Here is a 17,966-nt window from a genome sequence, read left to right on the forward strand (position 1 = left end):
TAAGCGGCCAGCCGCCGGCGCTCAGCTGTGAGCAGGCCATCGGCAGCTTCGGCGAGGCCCTGGCCGGCTGCGTGGAAGGGGCGTTGGGCGGCCATGCCGGCCCCACGCCCATCTATGATGGGCTGACCGGCACGCCGCTGCGCTGAATTCAGGCGTTTTCGCCGCCTTCCTTTTCTCCGCCGTGGGCACCGGCCAGATACTGGTCGAAGAGATAGAGTGCCTCGCCGCTGTCCTGACCGGTGTAACCGAGCACCTTCGCCTTGTCCAGAACGGTCATGAACAGGGCTTCTTCCTCATGCTGCTCGGCGATGAACCACTGGATGAAATTGAAGGTCTGGTAGTCCTTCTCGGCGAAACTCTGTTCGGCGATGTTCTTGATCAGTCGGGTGACCCGCTTTTCGTGTTCATAGGCGGCCTGGATCACATCCATCAGGCTGGAGAACTCCGCCTGCGGCGCCGGCAGCTCGCCCAGCCGCACGGACTGGCCGGTTTCGATCAGATAGTCGAAGATGCGGTCCCGATGGCCTTCCTCTTCCTGACTGTGGGTGCGGAAGAACTTCGCCGCGCCGTCCAGCCCCTTTTCCGCCGCCCAGGCGGCCATCTGCAGGTATTTGTAGGCGGCGTTCTGTTCTTCGGTGACCTGGTTGTTCAGCAGTGTGTAGATGTTCTCGCTCAGCATGGCGACCCTCCTTGGTTGATTGTCAATGCCTTAAAGGCATAGGTTCAATGATAGGGTTTTTCAAGAAGGATCGCCCGCTTTTGTCACAGCGGGTCGTCCACCGTCGGCGGCGGCTGGCGGCGCATCAGGTAATAGACCACACCCACGGCCAGAATGGCCAGGGTCACCAATCCGTAGGTCCACGCCCAGGTGGTGGAGAAGTGTTCATTTTCCACCGGCAGCAGCACCAGCTGGCGCAGCAGGGTGATCAGCACCACCTCCACGAAGACGATGATGTCGAAGGTGCCATATTTCATCCAGCGGATCTCGGCGCTGATCAGCGAGGAGAGGATCCACAGGATGAACAGGTTGCCCAGCGCGTCGAGAAAGCCGCGGATGTAGATCTGCTGCTCGAACGCCTGCCACAGGTTGATGAAGAACTGCGCCACGACCAGCGCGGCGGCCACCAGCAGCGCCAGGGCGATGAAGATGTGCAGACCGCGGTTGGCCTGTTCGAGAAAGCGGCGGATGAACAGCGTGGGTCGTTCCATCAGACCCGCTTCCTCATCAGAGTGGTGTGGCTGATTCGATGTGCGCCTGCCCGGCGCGCCTTTTCATACAGGGGCCAGACCCGTTTGGCCGTCTTTTCCAGAATGTGGATGCGGGTGTCGTAGCTGGGGTGGGTGCTCAGCAGCTCCGGCGGGGCACCGCTGCCCAGCTTCTTCATCTTCTTCCACACGTTGACGGCGGCGTAGGGATTGTAGCCGGCACGGGCGGCCAGTTCCACGCCCATTCTGTCGGCCTCCTCCTCATGCAGGCGGGAGAATGGCAGCCCCACGGTGATGTTGTAGGCCATGGCGGCCAGCTGCTGTTCGGTCTGGCCGGCACCCAGGGCGATGGCGCCGATGTTCAGCGCCAGATTGGCCAGCATGGCCTGGGACATGCGCTCGCGGGCGTGCTCCCGCAGGGCGTGGGAGATCTCATGCCCCAGCACCGCCGCCAGTTCGTCGTCAGTCAGTTTCAGTTTCTTCACCAGTCCGGAATAGACCACGATCTTGCCGCCAGGCATGCACCAGGCGTTGAGCTCGTCCGAGTCGATGACATGCACCTCCCAGTGCCACTTGGGCGCGTTGGGGCGGAACACCGCCGTCTGCGGGATCATGCGCTGCACGATGCGGCGTACTCTGGCCAGCAGTTTCGGGTCGGTGTCCAGTTTGCCGGCCTTCTTCGCTTCGGCCAGTACCTGCCGGTAGCTTTTGGCGGCGTCCCGCTCCAGCTGCTGTTCGGAGACCAGCATCAGCTGGCTGCGGTCCACGCCGACGGCGCCCCGCGCGGTGGTTTTCTGCGTGGCGCAGCCTGTCAGGGCCACAGAGACGCTCAGAAGGGCGAAAAACAGCGTTTTTTTCAGCCGCGCAAGAAACCGTCCGGCAAAAATGGGGGAGACCCCGTTCCGTAATCGTCTGTGCATGATGGATTTACCCGCTTAAAATGCATGGCATTGTCTGACTGATTGTAGGAGCCGACCATGGATTTGCAAGCCGTTCGGGCGTATCTGCGCAGCCTGCAGGATGACATCTGCCGCCAGTTGGAGGAGGAAGACGGCGGCCGTTTCATCACCGATGAGTGGACCCGTCCCGAACCGGAAGGGCAGATGAAACTCACAGGCGGTGGCGTCACCCGCGTGCTGGAAGGGCAGGTGATCGAAAAGGGCGGGGTCAACTTCTCCCATGTGTTCGGGGAGGAGCTGCCCCGCTCCGCCACCGCCCACCGGCCCGAGTTGGCCGGGCGCAGCTTTCAGGCCATGGGCGTGTCGCTGGTGATTCACCCCCGCAATCCCTACGCCCCCACCAGCCACGCCAATGTGCGCCTGTTCGTGGCGGAGAAGGCGGGTGAGGAGCCGGTGTGGTGGTTCGGTGGCGGTTTTGATCTGACCCCTTTCTATCTGTTCGAGGAGGACGCCCGCTACTGGCATGAGATCGCCCGCGCCGCCTGCGAACCCTTTGGCAAGGAGGTCTATCCCCGTTTCAAGAAGTGGTGTGATGACTATTTCTACATCAGGCACCGTGGTGAAACCCGCGGGGTGGGCGGACTGTTCTTCGATGACCTCAACGACTGGGACTTTGACACCTGCTTCGCCTTCATGCGCGCGGTGGGGGACGCCTACATCGAAGCCTATCGCCCCATCCTGGCACGACGCAAGGATACCGCCTACGGCGAGCGCGAGCGTCAGTGGCAGCTGATCCGCCGCGGGCGCTATGTGGAATACAACCTGGTCTATGACCGCGGCACCCTGTTCGGGCTGCAGACCGGCGGGCGCACCGAATCCATCCTCATGTCCATGCCGCCGCTTGCGGCGTGGAAGTATGATCACCAGCCGGAGCCGGGTACGCCGGAGGCCGAACTGGTGGAAGTGCTGCGCGAACCGCGCGAGTGGCTGCCGTTTGACTGATGGACAAGGTAAGGCTGGACAAATGGCTGTGGGCGGCGCGCTTTTTCAAGACGCGTGCGTTGGCCACCGAGGCCATCAGAGGCGGCAAGGTCAAGCTGGATGGCCACGCGCCCAAGCCGGGGCGGGCCGTGAAGGTGGGTGACCAGCTGGAGATCACCCAGGCCCATCGCAAGGTGTGGGTGGAGGTGGTCGCCCTGTCCGACCGGCGTGGTCCGGCGGAGGCGGCGCAGCAGCTTTACAGGCTGGAAAAGGAGCTGCTCAACCAGCGCGCGCCGGATCCGGCGCTGGCGCTGGCCGGTTTCCGGGAGAAGGGACGGGGCCGCCCCACCAAGCGGGAGCGTCGGCAGATCGAACGCTGGCTGGGAGATTAGATTTTTACAGCCCCATAATAAAATTTTTTGATTACGGTTTATCGAATCTATTAGGTAAACTCTTGACCTGTTTCATCATTTTCTTATTTCCTGCAAGGAGGTCAACGATGAAAGTCATGTGGAAAGCGGTTGCCCTGAGCGGCGCCTTTCTGAGTGCGCAGGCCTACGCCCTGAATGTCCCCGGTCCGCTGGTGGATCCCGCCTGGGTCAATGCCCACAAGGGTGAAATCAAGCTGCTGGACATCGGCAAGAAGAAGACCACATCCAAGCTGCCGGGCGCCATTCCGGTGGATTACAAGAAAGTGCGTGTCAAGGGCACCATCGAGGGCGTGAAGGCCAAGGGTCTGGTGCCCTCCAAGGAAGACTGGCAGAAGATGGTGCGCAGCTGGGGCATCAACAATGGCGATGCCGTGGTGCTGACCTACGCCGGCAAGGGCTTCGGCGATGCCACCCAGGCCACCCGCATCTACTGGCAGTTCAAGTACTACGGCTATGACAACGTGGCCATCATGAACGGCGGCAACAAGGCGTGGAAGAAGGCCAAGCTGCCCATGGAGAAGAAGGGTCACGCCGCCTCCGTCAAGCCCGGCAACTTCACCGCCAAGGACGCGGACACGTCCATCTACGCTTCCACCGATGAAGTGGCCAGCGCAGCCAAGAACGGCTATCAGCTGCTGGACAGCCGTGACATGGGTCTGTACCTCGGCACCTGGCACAAGGGCTCCGTCAAGGCCGCCGGGCACATTCCGGGCGCCAAGTTCTTCGGTGTGACGCTGAACACGTCCGCCAAGCCGGCCAAGTTCTTCGATGCCGAGACCTACAAGAAGGCGGCTGCCGCCATCAACGTGGATCTGAGCAAGCCGAGCATCGTCTACTGCAACACCGGTCACCTGGCCACAGGCAACTGGTTCATCCTGCATGAGATCCTCGGCAACAAGAAGGTCAAGCTGTATGACGGCTCCATGCATCTGTGGACCCTGCATGGCAAGCCGGTCGAGCGCTTTAGGTGGAACAACAAGTAAGCGTCCGACATTTTTGGCTGGAACGCCCCGCCCGTGTGCGGGGCGTTTTCGTTTCCGCCAGTGGATAAGCTTGCCAAATGCATGAAAATAGGTAAAATTCGGCGTTCGCCGTCATTCAGAGCTACGACAGAACAAGGAATCGAGTCATGAAAAGAACATTTCAACCCAGCGTGCTCAAGCGCAAGCGCACTCACGGTTTCCGCGCGCGCATGGCCACCAAGAACGGCCGCAAGGTTCTGGCCCGTCGCCGCGCCAAGGGTCGCAAGCGTCTGACTCCGTAAGTCCGCGCCCCTGATGGCTGACCATCCGTCAGCGCCCGCGCAGGATATGGATGCTGACCGGCTTCTGGCCGGTCAAACTTTTCCCAAGGAACTGAGACTGCTGACCCCGGCCCAGTTTGCCCGGGTGTTTGACGACGCGGTCAAGTTTGCCAACCGTCACTGGACCTTTCTTGTCCGCCCCAATGGTCTGCCCGTTCCCCGCATGGGGCTGGTCATCTCCCGCAAGCAGGCCGGCAAGGCGCACAGCCGCAACCGCCTCAAGCGACTGGCCCGGGAGGCCTTCCGCCGTCATAAGCGCAGACTGGTCGGCTATGATATTGTGGTTCTGGCGCGCCGGGGCGCCGCCGAGACCGACAATGCCACGCTGACACGCAGCTTCGAGCACCTGATCGGCAAGATCGAACGACAGCAGCCCAACAACGCATCATAAGGAATCCGTTTCATGAACACCCGTGCCCTCTGGTGGATTGCTCTGGCCTTCACGCTGATGTGGATCTGGATGGAGTGGGTCAGGTTTACCGCGCCGAAGCCGGTTCAGACCCAGCCTGCCGCACAGCAGACCGCCACCGATGTGCCGAAGGCGGCTGCCACGGGGCAGAAGGCTGCCGGCGCGCCCAATGAGGCGCCGAGCGTGAAGACGGCGGTGGCCAGCGCCGGGCGGGTGCATGTGCGCACCGATGTGTTCGACATGGAACTGGACCGTCAGGGGGGCGACATCCGGGTGGCGAAGCTGCTCAAGTTCGCCGCCAGCTCGGAGGAAAAGGACAAGCCTTTCACCCTGCTGGCCGATCAGGGGCCGCTGTTCTTCATCGTGCAGAACGGTCTGACCACGCCGGACGGCAGTCCCGCACCCACCCACAAGGTGGTGTGGCAGGCGGCCAAAAATGACTACACGCTGAAGGGGGACACGCTGGAGGTGCCCTTCGTGTGGCAAAAGAACGGAGTGAAGGTCACCAAGACCTATGTGTTCACCCGCGGCAGCTATGTGGTCAGGGTGCGCTATCAGGTGGAGAACCATGCGCAAAAGCCCTGGCAGGGGTCCCTCTACAGCCAGCTTCAGCGCAACCGCTACGTGCCCAACGCCAGCCGGCTGATCTTCACCTACACCGGGCCGGTGTTCTACGATCCTGAGAACAAGTATCAGAAGGTGGATTTCGATGATCTGCTGAAGCAGCCCATTCAGGCCAAACCGGCCCAGGGTGGCTGGGTGGCCATGATTCAGCACTATTTCCTCGGTGCCATCGTGCCGGATCAGAACGCCACCAACACCTTCTATGGCAAGCCCCTGGGTACGGATCGCTTCGTGGTGGGCGTGATCTCGCCGGTGAAGGCGGCCGCGCCGGGCCAGTCGGTCTCCTTCGAGCACACCTACTTCCTCGGCCCGGAGATCGAAGAACTGCTGGAGCCGCTGGCGGAAGGCCTGGAGCTGACCAAGGACTACGGCGTGCTCACCATCATCGCCGAGCCGCTGTTCTGGCTGCTGAAGCAGATTCACAATCTGGTGGGCAACTGGGGCTGGGCGATCATCATCCTCACCATTCTGGTCAAGCTGGCCTTCTACAAGCTGTCGGAGGCCAGCTACCGCTCCATGGCGAAGCTGCGCAAGTTCCAGCCCAAGCTGCAGCAGCTGAAGGAGAACTACGGCGACGACAAGCAGCTGTTCCAGCAGAAGCTGATGCAGCTGTATCGGGAGGAGAAGATCAACCCCATGGGCGGCTGCCTGCCCATTCTGGTGCAGATGCCGGTGTTCATCGCCCTCTACTGGGTGCTGCTCTATTCGGTGGAGCTGCGTCAGGCGCCGTGGATTCTGTGGATTGACGACCTGTCCGCGCCGGATCCCTATTTCGTGCTGCCGCTGATCATGGGCGCGAGCATGTGGCTGCAGATGAAGCTCAACCCGACCACCATGATGGACGAGACACAGCAGAAGGTGATGCAGCTGATGCCGATCATCTTCACCATCTTCTTCCTGTGGTTCCCGTCCGGGCTGGTGCTCTACTGGGTGGTCAACAACCTGCTGTCCATTGCCCAGCAGTGGTACATCACCCGCAAGATTGAGCAGGAAGGGTAAGTCACACTTTTGCAGACTGGGATAAGCCTGCTCGCTCATGGTTCCGCCATCAAGTGGCTGTAAGGCTTGAAGCGGGCGCGGCGCAAACTCCCTGCGGTCAGACATGCGCCGCGCTGATCCGCTTCTGATGCCAACAGCCACTAAGATGGCTCCACAAATCGCTGTGCGGCTTATCCCAGTCCATGGTGCTATTTTGGGAGACCCGGATGCTGCGGGACGATGACACCATAGCCGCCATTGCCACACCGCCCGGTCACGGCGGCATCGGCATCGTGCGTGTCTCCGGCCCGCAGACGCGCGCCATCGCCGAGGCAGTCACCGGCCGCGACCTCACGCCCCGATACGCCCATTACGGCCCCTTCTACGGCGATAACGGCGAGGTGCTGGACGAGGGCATCGCGCTGTTCTTTCCCGGCCCCCATTCGTTTACTGGTGAAGACGTGTTGGAGCTGCAGGGCCATGGCGGTCCCGTGGTGCTGGAATGGCTGCTTCGGCGGGTGCTGGCGCTCGGCGCGCGGCTGGCGGAGCCGGGCGAATTCTCCCGTCGCGCCTTTCTCAACGACAAGCTGGATCTGACCCGGGCCGAGGCGATCGCTGATCTGATCAACGCCACCACCGAGCAGGCGGCGAAAAGCGCCCTCAAGAGTCTGCAGGGTGACTTCGCCCGGCAGGTGGATGAACTGGTGCAGGGGTTGATCAACCTGCGCCTGTATGTGGAGGCGGCTATCGACTTTCCCGAGGAGGAGATCGACTTTCTCGCCGACGGGCAGGTGGCGGAGAAGCTGCGGGCGCTGATCGACCAGCTGGAAAATCTGCTGGCTGTGGCGCAGCAGGGGGCGCTGTTGCAGGAAGGTATGACGGTGGTCATCCTCGGGCGCCCCAACGCGGGCAAGTCCAGCCTGCTCAACGCGCTGGCGGGGCGAGAGAGCGCTATTGTCACCCACATTGCCGGCACCACACGCGACACCATCCGGGAGCACATCCAGATCGACGGTCTGCCGCTGCATATTGTGGACACCGCGGGCCTGCGGGAGACGGAAGATGTGGTCGAGCGCATCGGCATTGAACGGGCCTGGCAGGCGATCGAACAGGCGGATCACGCGCTGGTGGTCATTCCCGCAGACGGGGAGATCGCGCCGGAAGACGCCGCCATTCTGGAAAAACTGCCGCCTGCCATGCCGGTGACCGTGGTGCGCAACAAGATCGATCTGATCGGCGCAGAGCCCCATGTGGAAATGCAGGACGGGCGCACGGTCATCTGGCTGTCGGCCAAGCACGGGCAGGGGCTGGAGCTGCTGCGGGATCACCTGAAACGGGCGGTGGGTTACGCTCAGACGCCTGACGGGGTGTTCATGGCGCGCCGGCGCCATGTGGAAGCCTTGCAGGACGCCCTGACCCAGTTGAAGACCGGCGCGGAAAATCTGGCCTTCCACGCCGCCGGCGAGCTGCTGGCTGAGGATCTGCGTCAGGCGCAGCAGGCGCTGGAGAGCATCACCGGTCGCTTCACCTCAGACGATCTGCTGGGGGAGATCTTCTCCAGCTTCTGTATCGGCAAATAGCCTTTTCCACGGGGTCTCCCCCATTTTTACAGAGTGACCTGCCAGCCGCGCGGCGGCGTGCCGCGATTTCCCTGTGTGCTGACGGCTTTTTGACTGGAAACGCCGTTCGCTACGGTGTTTCCCCGGATTTTGCGGTCTTGTCGGTCGGTGCAGGCCGAGGGTGCTCGCTTCAGGAGGCTTTTCGGTGTCGGTTCAGTCAAATTGGCGCTGGAACAGCAGGTCCACGGCGCGGATGGCGCCGGCCTGGGCTTCCAGTGTCAGATGGCGGCTGAGCCGGTAACTGAGGGTGAGCACATTGGTGCTTTCGAACAGTCCGCTGCTGAGCCGCACGTAGAGAGCCGGGCTGAGGTATTTGCCAAGCACCAGCCGGGCTTCCTGCAGGGTGTCTCCGCCCTTGACGCTGAGTTCGTCCACGCCCAGTTTCTGCTGAATGGTCTGTGTAAGACTGCCCGAATCGTCCTGCACATTGAGGGCGTAGGCCACCTGCGCCATCAGCAGCAACGCCTTGCGGGAGCTCTGCGCCACCGGTCGGCCGGTGAGCAGCAGGGCCAGGGCGTCCGCCTGGGACATGGGTGGCTCGGTGCTCAGTTCGGTGCGGGGCTGCTGCAAAGTGCCGCTCAGATGCAGGCGGGCCAGCGTTTCCTCCACCTGTCGCTGGGCCACCACGTCCAGTGCCGGATTGTCCGGTGGACCGGCGAAGATCAGCTGTCCACGGGTGATGCGCAGCTTGACGCCGAAACGGCTGTAATACCCTTCTTTGAGCGAGATGGCGCCATAGACGCCTGGCGGCTGAGGGGTTTTCTGATGCAGCATCAGATCGCCGGCAAGACGGGTGTCGAGCCCGAGGGCGCGCAGACGGACACGATCGCCCAGGATGACATTGATCTGCACATCCATGGCCGGACCATGGCTGATGTGCTCATGACGGGTGCCGACCACCTTGGCGTCGGGGGAGACATCCACGGCTTTGGGTGGCAAGGTGGGTATGCGGATGTCCGCATCGGGCACATGTACCGTTCCCCGCAGCGTGAGGGTATGGCGGTCGAGGGCGAGCCGCAGGTCCGGGCTGACGCGAGCGCGCGCTTCGGGCAGGTCCAGCAGGGGGAAGGCACTGCCTGTCAGATGCAGGTTCAGATGTGGTTCGGCTTCGGTCAGCGGGCTGAGCCGGCCCTCGAGGTTCAGCGTTCTCTTCCCGCTGCGCAGTTGACCCCGTATGGCGAGTGGCCGATTGTAGTCGGGCACATTCAGGGTCAGGTTCATCGCATCAATGTGGGTGCCTGTGCTGAGCAGATTGAAGCGGGCATGACGCACCGCAAGGACGCCTTTGAGATGTGGCTGGCGCAAGGTGCCGTCGAGATGCAGGTCCGCTTCGGCCCGTCCCCGCAGCGCATCAACGCCCAGACGGGACGGCAGCAGTGGTTGGAGGACGGCCAGATCCGGCAGTGTCAGTCGCAGCCGGCCATCAAGGTCCGGGTCACGGCTGCGCATGAGGTCATTCAGGGTGAATGTGAACTGTCCACTGGCGTGACGGGCTGTATCGGCCAGTTGAATGTGACCGCTCAGACGGTGCCGGGCCAGTCGCAGGCTGATGGGTGCCAGTTGCAGCGTCAGGCGCTGACCGGCATGACGCATTTCCGCGTCAATGCGCCCTTGCAGTCGCCCGTGGGGGTCGGCCATCGGGCCGGCCAGTTCAAGCTGGCCGTCGGCATGACCGGAAAGGGCGGTCTGTTCGGGCAGCAGGGGTGCAAGCAGCGCCAGCGGTGCGTTCTGGAGCGAGGCGCTCAGTGACAGAGAACGGCCTTCCCGCCAGGCCCCTTCGGCGCACAGGCGGCCGCTGTCTTCCCGACTGTGAAGCTGCAGGCACAGGTTGTGCATGCTGGCGCTGCGGGTGGAGAGAATCAGCGGGACGACCCGTTCCAGTCTGATCAGGCCATGGGGCAGAGCGAGCCGAAGGGTGTTCAGATGTCCGTGCCAGCGCTGATGATTCTCAAGTCCTCCACTGAGCCGGGCATCAAGACGGCCGTTGGCGTGGCGGGCGTGCAAGGAGATGCCGTGCCGCTGCGGGGTGCCGTCCAGCGTAAGGGCGACCTGTTGCAGGGTGTGGTGGCCGTCGGTCACATTGCTGGCGCTGAGCCGTCCCTGAAGGCGTTGCGCCTGCAGGTTCAGGCGGGTGGTAAGCCGATCCACCCGCCATGCTCTCCAGCGCAGATGATCGCCTTCCAGCATGCCCCCCATTTCCAGCTGTTGCCATGGGCCTTCGAGGGACATATCACCCCGCAGCTGGCCGGAGGACTCGGGCAGCAGGGCATTCAGGGCGGCCAGTCGAGCGTGGATGTGCACCTTGGCCCGTTGCGTAGAGAGGATTCCCCGTGCGCTCAGCCGGTTGCCCTCTCCCTGGGTGAGCGTCAGGGCGTCGATGTGGAGCGCCGCCCCGTTCCAGCGGACTTTGGCCCTTCCCCGCAGGGGTCGGTCGTTGAGCTGCCCATGCAAAGGGTCGAGCGTCAGGTGTGCCTGCCGTCCCTTTCCGTCCAGTCGGGCGGAAAACCCCAGTCGTCCGGAAAGGCCTGGATGGAAATCGCCCGGATCGAGCGCCCGGCCTGTGAGGGTCAGCTGCCAGTGCAGGTCCTGTGCCCAGTCCACCATGCCGCTGCCGCTGACCGCACCGTGGGGCGGACGCAGGTTGAGGCGCGTGGCGCGGAACTGGCGAAGATCCCCCATGCCATCAAGATGCAGGGTAATGGGGACGTACCCGGAGGGGTGCAGACGGGTGTGGAGGGAGAGTCGGTAATCCTGCGGCTGACCCTGCCAGTGCAGTGTCAGTGTCCGGGCCGTGAGGCGGGGCGCACCCTGCAGGGGCCAGTCCGCGCGGGGCACGGTCAGAGTGAGCTCGCCGTGTTCGTTGAGGGCATTGAACAGGCCATGCAGCCGTGCGGGAACGGGCGCGCTGAAACGGTGCTCCAGCTCAAGACGGTCAAGGGGCCCGTGCAGACGCCCTTCTCCGGCCAGTGTCGGCAGAGCCTCGCCATGGAGCGTCCAGCGCAGCGACAGGTTCAGCCGTTGCTGAGGTTCCAGCCGCAGCACACCCGAGCCTTGCCACGCTTTATCCCGCAGGCGCAGCATCAGGGAGTGAAGCGCCAGTTGCCTGCGTGTGGCGGTGGCGGAGAGGGTGACCGCCGTCAGGGACATACCGTTCCAGCGGATGTCTCGAATCTGCAACTGGTCCACCCTGACAGATGGCAGCGCATCTGGCAGGGTGAGGTGTGTTGCCGGTTGCGCAGTAGCAGTCGGTGCCTGCCAGCGCACGCCTGCCGCCGACATCCAGGTGATATGAATCCGACCGTGCAGCAGCTCGGTGGGCAGCCAGCTCAGTTGTAGTCGCTCCACCCGCAGGCGGCGCTGTCCATTCTGCCAGCGCAGCTGGTGGAGGGTGAGCCTGTCAAGCAGAGTGCCTTCAATGTGTTCGGCTCGTGCACCGGCCTTTTCCAGCAGTGTCCGGGTCAGCCAGTGGCTGCCGCTCTGACTGCCCAGCAGGGCTGTCAGAGTCACCGTGAACACCAGCAGCAGGGCGAGCAGGGTGGTCAGGGTGCGGCCGATCACAGCGCCATCCCCAGCGTGAAGTGGAAGCGCACCCCGCCGGTTGGATCATCCAGTGGGTGCGCCATGTCCAGCTCAATGGGGCCGACCGGGCTATCCCATACGAGGGCCCAGCCCACCGCTCGCTTGAGCTCCGGTGACTGGTTGAAGGCGTTGCCGACGTCCATGAAAGGGCCGGTGTGCAGGCGGCGCCATACCGGATGGAGGTAGCCCACCGAGGCGGTGATCAGATTGCGTCCGCCCACCACCTTGCCATCAGCATCCTTCGGGCCGAGACTCTGGTAGCCGTAACCGCGTACCGACTGGTCGCCGCCGGCGAAAAAGCGGATACTGGCCGGCAGCCGGTCGATGTCGTCGCCGAAGGTGGTGCCCATGCTCAGGCGTGTGCCCAGCCGACCCGATCCCAGCGGGTGGAGCCAGTTGGCATCCAGCCGAAGCTGGGTAAAGCCCACGTCGCTCAGCAGGGCCCGGGCGGCCATGCGGGCGGAGAGGCTGACGCGCCAGCCGCGGCGGGGAAACAGCAGCCGGTCGGTTTCGCGTCGGGTGAAGCTGAGTGAGGGCATGAGCAGGCGGTAGGTGTCGTCCACGCCAGCCACCCGGCTGCGTTCGTGTTCGAAAGCCACACCGACGGTGCGCAGCCAGTCTGAAGGCAGCGCCTCGACCCACTGGATGCCCAGCTGCCAGCGGTCGGACAACTGAGCGTCGGTGTCTTCGTGCTGATAGCCGCCGGTGAAGGTGAACCGGTCGGTGTGCGGACGGGTCAATGGAATGTCATAGCGCAGGGTGGTTTCGGAACGGGCCGGTGAGAGCAGCAGTCCCAGATGCGCCTGATGTCCCTGTCGGTTGACACGGCGGTTGTCCAGCCCCAGATTCAGGCGCGGGCCGGTATCGGTGCTGTAGCCGACGCCACCCTTGGCGAGCCAGCGCCGGGCCGGTGCGCCTTCCACCCGCACCGGCACCATGCCCTGCGCACGCCGTTCCGGCACGGCGCGCACGATGATGCTGGCGAAATAGCCGCTGTCGGTCAGATCCTGCTGGGTGTCGAGCAGTGCCCGCAACCGGAAGGGTTCACCCCTTTTCCAGCGCAGGAAGCGATGCACCAGATCGGGATCCAGGCGCGCAGTGGCAATGTCGGTGGTGCCGAAACGATAGCGGGAACCGGTTGTCAGGATCAATCGGATGTCAGCTTGCCCGGCATCCGGATCCACCGCGATTTCATGGGTACGAAAACGGGCGTCGAAATAGCCCTGTTCCCGTGCATGGCGCTGCCAGTCCCGCTTGAGTTGTTCGTAGTGTCCGTGGTTCAGCGTCTGCCCTGGTTTCAGGCCGCTTTTTTGCGCCAGCTGCTGCCAGGCGGGATCCCCGGCACCGGGGCCGAGGACGCGTAATGTCAGCTGGCCGATACGCACCGGTGCCCCCGGATCGATGCGCAATGTGGCGTGCCAGCAGGTGTCATGACGCATCGCGACTCTGACATCGGCGCGATAGTGGCCGAGGGCTTCCAGCGCCCTGCGGGCCTGCCGCTCAAGCCGGCGTGCCAGCAGGTGGGCCTGTAGGGGCCGGGCATCGCATGGCAGGATCAGACCGTCCACGTGGGCGCGTACATTGTCCTTCAGCGCTCCTTTGACACCGATGATCTGCAGTTGAAAGTGAGCGGCCAGCGCCGGCAGGGTCCACAGCATCAGCCACAGCGGCAGAAAGCGTTTCATGGTATAGGTCATGTCCCTGCCATTGTAATCGGCGTCCGTCCGCTATAATCGACGGGGTCTCCCCCATTTTTGCCGGGTCGATTTTTCTCGCGGAGCGAATCGATGGGTTTTTCCTACGAAAACACGCCCCTGGGCAGGAAAACCGCCTACTGCAGCCAGTATGCGCCGGATCTTCTGTGTCCTATCCCGCGGCAGGACAAGCGGGACGAGTTGGGGCTGCGGGCGGATGCGCTGCCGTTCCATGGTGTGGACGCGTGGACGGCCTATGAGCTCTCCTGGCTCAATCCGGACGGGCTGCCGCAGGTGGCGGTGGGGCAGTTTCTCTTTCCGGCCGAAAGCCCCAACCTGATCGAGTCCAAATCCTTCAAACTCTATCTCAACAGTTTCAATGACACCCGTTTCGACAGCTGGGAGACGGTACGGGAGACGCTGGTGCGGGATCTCTCCTCCGCCGCGGGCGAGACGGTGGCGGTGGCGCTGTTTCCCCTTGCGGAGGCACCCCGTTGCGATGCCGAGCCGCCCGGCGTGTGCCTGGATGATCAGGCCGTCACCATCGAGGACTATGAGCTGGCACCACACCATCTGCGTGCTGGCGGCGAGCCGGTGGAGGAGACGCTTCATTCCAACCTGCTCAAGTCCAACTGCCTGGTCACCGGCCAGCCGGACTGGGGCACGGTGGTCATCCGCTACCACGGTCCGCGCATCGACCGGGCCGGCCTGCTGCGCTACATCGTTTCCTATCGCCACCACTGGGAGTTTCACGAGCAGTGCGTGGAACGCATCTTCACCGACCTGATGCGTCATTGTCAGCCTGATCGATTGCTGGTCTATGCCCGCTATGTGCGCCGTGGCGGGCTGGACATCAATCCTTACCGGGCCAATTACACGGTGGAGTGGCCACTGGCGCGGCTGGTGCGCCAGTAGGTGTTCCGGGGGTGGGGTAAAATAGTCGGTTCATCTGCACGAGGCAGCTCATGGACCGGGACATTCAGCATTATGACGTCATCGTGGTCGGCGGGGGCCACGCGGGCACGGAGGCGGCGCTGGCCGCCGCCCGCATGGGTGTGCACACCCTGCTGCTGACTCATAACATCGACACCCTCGGCGCCATGAGCTGCAATCCGGCCATCGGCGGCATCGGCAAGGGTCATCTGGTCAAGGAAGTGGACGCCCTCGGTGGGGCCATGGCGCTGGCCATTGACGAGGCCGGCATTCAGTTCCGCATTCTCAACGCCTCCAAGGGTCCGGCGGTGCGCGCCACCCGCGCCCAGGCGGACCGGGTGCTCTATCGTCAGGCCATCCGCACCCGGCTGGAGAAGCAGCCCAATCTGGACCTGTTCCAGCAGCCGGTGGAGGATCTCATTCTCGAAGGAGACCGGGTCGCCGGCGTGGTCACCCGCATGGGACTGAAATTCTACGCGCCGCAGGTGGTGCTGACGGTAGGCACCTTTCTGGCCGGGCGCATTCACATCGGTCTGAACAACTATGAGGGCGGGCGCGCAGGCGACGAACCCAGCAACCGGCTGGCGGCACGCCTGCGGGAGCTGGATCTGCCGGTGGGCCGGCTCAAGACGGGCACGCCGCCGCGGCTGGATGCGCGCACGGTGGACTTTTCCGTCATGACCGAGCAGCCGGGGGATGAGCCGCCGCCGGTGTTCTCCTTCATGGGCCGGCCGGAGATGCATCCGCCACAGGTGCCCTGCTACATCACCCACACCAATGAACGCACCCATGAGATCATTCAGGGTGCGCTGGACCAGTCCCCCATGTATGCGGGCGTCATCGAAGGGGTGGGGCCGCGCTACTGTCCGTCCATCGAGGACAAGGTGGTGCGCTTTGCCGACAAGGCCAGCCATCAGGTGTTCATCGAGCCGGAAGGGCTGACGTCCAACGAGCTCTATCCCAATGGCATCTCCACCAGTCTGCCGTTCGAGGTGCAGGTGGAGATCGTCCGTTCCATCCGCGGGCTGGAAAACGCCCGTATCGTCCGACCCGGCTACGCCATCGAGTATGACTACTTCGACCCGCGCCACCTGAAGCCGACGCTGGAGACCGGCGCCATCGAGGGGCTGTTCTTCGCCGGACAGATCAATGGCACCACCGGCTACGAAGAGGCGGCGGCGCAGGGGCTGCTGGCCGGCGCCAACGCCGCATTGCGGGCGCAGGGGCGGGAAATGTGGTATCCGCGGCGGGATCAGGCCTACATGGGTGTGCTGGTGGATGATCTGATCACCCTGGGTACGCAGGAACCCTATCGCATGTTCACCTCCCGCGCCGAATACCGCCTGATGCTGCGGGAGGACAACGCCGACCAGCGTCTGACGCCCATTGGCCGCGAGCTGGGGCTGGTGGATGACGCCCGCTGGGCCGCCTTCGAGGCCAAGATGGAGGCGATCGAAAAAACCTTGCAGGCGCTGCGGGACACCTGGCTGCATCCGGCCCATCCGGAGGCGAAGAAAGCCGAAGCGCTCACCGAAACGCCTCTGTCCAAGGAGCAGAGCCTGTTCGACCTGCTCAAGCGTCCGGGTGTGACCCTGTCCCAGCTGCGCGAGCTGGACTGCTGCACCCTGCCCGAGCAGGCGGACGCTGTTGTCGAGCAGGTGGAGATCGAGGCCAAGTACGCCGGCTACATCGCCCGGCAGAAGGAGGAGATCGAACGGCTGCGCAAGGCGGAGAACACCCCGCTGCCGGACGATCTGGACTATGACGCCATCAAAGGACTGTCCAACGAAGTGCGCCAGAAACTCAAGCAGCACCGGCCGGCCACGCTGGGGCAGGCCAGCCGCATCAGCGGCGTGACCCCGGCGGCCATCTCCCTGTTGCTGATCCATCTGAAAAAGCGCAAGGCCGCCTCATGAACATGGCGGCAGCCCGGCTGGATGAAGGCATCGATGCGCTGGGGCTTGAGGTGACACCCGGGCAGCGGCAGAAGCTGCTGGACTATGTGGCGCTGCTGCACAAATGGAACCGCGCCTATAATCTGACGGCGGTGCGCGATCCGGCGGAGATGGTGACCCGCCATGTGCTGGACACTCTGGCGGTGCTGCCTCATCTGCGCGGTGCGCGCTGGCTGGATGTGGGCAGTGGCCCCGGCATTCCGGGGCTGATTCTGGCCATCATGCGGCCCGACTGGCAGGTGGACACCCTCGACAGCAACCTCAAGAAGACCCGCTTCATGCGTCAGGCGGTGCGGGAACTGGGGCTGGACAATGCGCAGGTGCTCAAGGTGCGAGTGGAGGCCTGGCAGCCGGAGCGCTGTTACGAGGGGGTCATTTCCCGTGCCTTTGCCGAACTGGGTGCCTTGGTGCGCCTGACCGCCCACCTGCCCTGTGAAGACGGTGCCTGGTGGGCCATGAAGGGCCATGGAGAGCAGGAGCTGGACGACCTGCCCGGAGATGTGCGGGTCGAGCGTATCATCGAAATCACCGTGCCCGGGCTGGATGCGCGGCGCACGCTGGTAGAACTGAGACGGGAGGCGGCATGAGCGCCCACATCATGGCGGTGGCCAATCAGAAAGGCGGGGTGGGCAAGACCACCACGGCGGTCAATCTGGCCGCAGCCCTGGCGCGGCTGGGCAAGCGCGTGCTGCTGGCGGATCTGGATCCGCAGGGCAATGCCACCGTCTCGCTGGGCGTGGACAAGGACGCCCTGACCCATACCGTCTATGACCTGCTGCTGGAAGAGGCGCCGCTTGATGCGGTGCGCCAGCCCATTGAAGCCGCTGGCGTGGACCTGCTGCCGGCCAATGGAGACCTCACCGCCGCCGAGGCTGACCTGCTGGAGCATGCGCGCGGGCCGCTGCGCCTGCGGGAGGTGCTCGACCCGCTGCGGGCGGAATATGATGCCATCGTCATCGACTGTCCGCCCACGCTCAACATGCTCACCGTCAACGCCCTGGTGGCCGCCGATGGCGTGGTGGTGCCGGTGCAGTGCGAGTTCTTCGCGCTGGAGGGGCTCACCGCCCTGATGGACACCATCCGCACGGTGCAGGAGACGCTCAATCCGGGCCTGACCATCGACGGGCTGCTGCGCACCATGTACGACCGGCGCAACAACCTGGCCAACGATGTCTCCAGCGAGCTGGTGGCCCACTTCGGCATGCAGGTGTTCAAGACCATCATTCCCCGCAACGTGCGTCTGGCCGAAGCGCCCAGCTACGGGGAATCCATTCTGGACTACGACGCCAATTCCACCGGCGCCATGGCCTATCTGGCGCTGGCCAACGAACTGATTCGCAAGACGGGACTCTGAG

General features: G+C 63.9%; 16 protein-coding genes. 11 read left to right on the forward strand and 5 right to left on the reverse strand.

All coding sequences use genetic code 11. The features are described from left to right. Positions 1–148: 148 nt before the first annotated feature. The 3 genes from F8K16_RS09080 to F8K16_RS09090 all read right to left on the reverse strand — a co-directional run bounded on the left by F8K16_RS09080 (position 149) and on the right by F8K16_RS09090 (position 2,027). The gene (locus F8K16_RS09080) at positions 149–679 is read right to left on the reverse strand and encodes a ferritin (RefSeq protein ID WP_294949823.1); all 531 of its coding nucleotides are present in this window, start codon (positions 677–679) and stop codon (positions 149–151) included. Positions 680–762: 83 nt separating this feature from the next. Then, positions 763–1,209, reverse strand: coding sequence for a phosphate-starvation-inducible PsiE family protein (locus F8K16_RS09085; RefSeq protein ID WP_294949827.1), 447 nt, complete (start codon positions 1,207–1,209; stop codon positions 763–765). Continuing rightward, on the reverse strand, positions 1,209–2,027 hold the full coding sequence (locus F8K16_RS09090) for a M48 family metallopeptidase (protein ID WP_294949829.1): 819 nt from the start codon (positions 2,025–2,027) through the stop codon (positions 1,209–1,211). Before F8K16_RS09090 ends, F8K16_RS09085 begins: the two co-directional genes overlap by 1 nt. A gap of 156 nt (positions 2,028–2,183) precedes the next feature. Between F8K16_RS09090 and hemF the strand changes: the two genes are divergently transcribed. The 7 genes from hemF (at position 2,184) to mnmE (ending at position 8,411) form a co-directional block, all read left to right on the forward strand. Continuing rightward, positions 2,184–3,107 carry an oxygen-dependent coproporphyrinogen oxidase gene (gene hemF / locus F8K16_RS09095; protein WP_294949832.1) on the forward strand — a complete coding sequence of 308 codons (924 nt, stop codon included), beginning with the start codon at positions 2,184–2,186 and terminating at the stop codon, positions 3,105–3,107. Next, entirely contained in the window at positions 3,107–3,478 is a 372-nt protein-coding gene (locus F8K16_RS09100; RefSeq protein WP_294949835.1) for an RNA-binding S4 domain-containing protein, read from the forward strand. The genes hemF and F8K16_RS09100 overlap by 1 nt, the downstream gene beginning before the upstream one ends. Before the next feature lie 107 nt (positions 3,479–3,585). Then, the gene (locus F8K16_RS09105; RefSeq protein ID WP_294949839.1) at positions 3,586–4,500 is read left to right on the forward strand and encodes a sulfurtransferase; all 915 of its coding nucleotides are present in this window, start codon (positions 3,586–3,588) and stop codon (positions 4,498–4,500) included. A gap of 146 nt (positions 4,501–4,646) precedes the next feature. Further along, entirely contained in the window at positions 4,647–4,781 is a 135-nt protein-coding gene (rpmH, locus tag F8K16_RS09110) for a 50S ribosomal protein L34 (RefSeq protein WP_074201893.1), read from the forward strand. A 13-nt stretch (positions 4,782–4,794) separates the two neighbouring features. Next, the gene (gene rnpA, locus F8K16_RS09115) at positions 4,795–5,211 is read left to right on the forward strand and encodes a ribonuclease P protein component (RefSeq protein WP_294949846.1); all 417 of its coding nucleotides are present in this window, start codon (positions 4,795–4,797) and stop codon (positions 5,209–5,211) included. A 12-nt stretch (positions 5,212–5,223) separates the two neighbouring features. After that, positions 5,224–6,852, forward strand: coding sequence for a membrane protein insertase YidC (gene yidC, locus F8K16_RS09120; protein ID WP_294949849.1), 1,629 nt, complete (start codon positions 5,224–5,226; stop codon positions 6,850–6,852). Positions 6,853–7,058: 206 nt separating this feature from the next. Continuing rightward, positions 7,059–8,411, forward strand: coding sequence for a tRNA uridine-5-carboxymethylaminomethyl(34) synthesis GTPase MnmE (gene mnmE / locus F8K16_RS09125; protein ID WP_294949851.1), 1,353 nt, complete (start codon positions 7,059–7,061; stop codon positions 8,409–8,411). 192 nt (positions 8,412–8,603) lie between these two features. Here mnmE and F8K16_RS09130 read toward each other — a convergent pair whose 3' ends face one another. Together F8K16_RS09130 and F8K16_RS09135 are read right to left on the reverse strand one after the other, a co-directional pair. Continuing rightward, positions 8,604–12,008: a translocation/assembly module TamB domain-containing protein gene (locus F8K16_RS09130; RefSeq protein ID WP_294949854.1), complete on the reverse strand. Its 3,405-nt coding sequence runs from the start codon at positions 12,006–12,008 to the stop codon at positions 8,604–8,606. Next, a complete protein-coding gene (locus F8K16_RS09135; RefSeq protein ID WP_294949857.1) occupies positions 12,005–13,714 on the reverse strand; it encodes an autotransporter assembly complex family protein in 1,710 nt (569 codons plus the stop codon). The genes F8K16_RS09130 and F8K16_RS09135 overlap by 4 nt, the downstream gene beginning before the upstream one ends. Positions 13,715–13,816: 102 nt before the next feature. Between F8K16_RS09135 and queF the strand changes: the two genes are divergently transcribed. Genes queF through F8K16_RS09155 form a run of 4 tightly spaced genes read left to right on the forward strand, consistent with a single transcriptional unit; the run spans position 13,817 to position 17,965 of the window. Further along, positions 13,817–14,638, forward strand: coding sequence for an NADPH-dependent 7-cyano-7-deazaguanine reductase QueF (gene queF / locus F8K16_RS09140; protein ID WP_294949859.1), 822 nt, complete (start codon positions 13,817–13,819; stop codon positions 14,636–14,638). A gap of 50 nt (positions 14,639–14,688) precedes the next feature. Further along, positions 14,689–16,572: a tRNA uridine-5-carboxymethylaminomethyl(34) synthesis enzyme MnmG gene (gene mnmG, locus F8K16_RS09145; protein WP_294949861.1), complete on the forward strand. Its 1,884-nt coding sequence runs from the start codon at positions 14,689–14,691 to the stop codon at positions 16,570–16,572. Further along, complete coding sequence (rsmG, locus tag F8K16_RS09150) at positions 16,569–17,198, forward strand: 16S rRNA (guanine(527)-N(7))-methyltransferase RsmG (protein WP_294949864.1); 630 nt, start codon at positions 16,569–16,571, stop codon at positions 17,196–17,198. The genes mnmG and rsmG overlap by 4 nt, the downstream gene beginning before the upstream one ends. Next, positions 17,195–17,965, forward strand: a complete 771-nt coding sequence (locus F8K16_RS09155; protein WP_294949866.1) for an AAA family ATPase — start codon at positions 17,195–17,197, stop codon at positions 17,963–17,965. The genes rsmG and F8K16_RS09155 overlap by 4 nt, the downstream gene beginning before the upstream one ends. Position 17,966: the final 1 nt, after the last annotated feature.

The organism is Sulfurivirga sp. (assembly GCF_015490265.1).
GTDB lineage: Bacteria > Pseudomonadota > Gammaproteobacteria > Thiomicrospirales > Thiomicrospiraceae > Sulfurivirga.

Coding starts and splice junctions, on each gene's coding strand:
- queF (WP_294949859.1), top strand. CDS start 13,817: ATGGGTTTTTCCTACGAAAACACGCCCCTGGGCAGGAAAACCGCCTAC.
- F8K16_RS09080 (WP_294949823.1), bottom strand. CDS start 679: ATGCTGAGCGAGAACATCTACACACTGCTGAACAACCAGGTCACCGAA.
- F8K16_RS09155 (WP_294949866.1), top strand. CDS start 17,195: ATGAGCGCCCACATCATGGCGGTGGCCAATCAGAAAGGCGGGGTGGGC.
- F8K16_RS09135 (WP_294949857.1), bottom strand. CDS start 13,714: ATGAAACGCTTTCTGCCGCTGTGGCTGATGCTGTGGACCCTGCCGGCG.
- F8K16_RS09085 (WP_294949827.1), bottom strand. CDS start 1,209: ATGGAACGACCCACGCTGTTCATCCGCCGCTTTCTCGAACAGGCCAAC.
- yidC (WP_294949849.1), top strand. CDS start 5,224: ATGAACACCCGTGCCCTCTGGTGGATTGCTCTGGCCTTCACGCTGATG.
- rnpA (WP_294949846.1), top strand. CDS start 4,795: ATGGCTGACCATCCGTCAGCGCCCGCGCAGGATATGGATGCTGACCGG.
- mnmE (WP_294949851.1), top strand. CDS start 7,059: ATGCTGCGGGACGATGACACCATAGCCGCCATTGCCACACCGCCCGGT.
- F8K16_RS09100 (WP_294949835.1), top strand. CDS start 3,107: ATGGACAAGGTAAGGCTGGACAAATGGCTGTGGGCGGCGCGCTTTTTC.
- rpmH (WP_074201893.1), top strand. CDS start 4,647: ATGAAAAGAACATTTCAACCCAGCGTGCTCAAGCGCAAGCGCACTCAC.
- F8K16_RS09105 (WP_294949839.1), top strand. CDS start 3,586: ATGAAAGTCATGTGGAAAGCGGTTGCCCTGAGCGGCGCCTTTCTGAGT.
- rsmG (WP_294949864.1), top strand. CDS start 16,569: ATGAACATGGCGGCAGCCCGGCTGGATGAAGGCATCGATGCGCTGGGG.
- mnmG (WP_294949861.1), top strand. CDS start 14,689: ATGGACCGGGACATTCAGCATTATGACGTCATCGTGGTCGGCGGGGGC.
- hemF (WP_294949832.1), top strand. CDS start 2,184: ATGGATTTGCAAGCCGTTCGGGCGTATCTGCGCAGCCTGCAGGATGAC.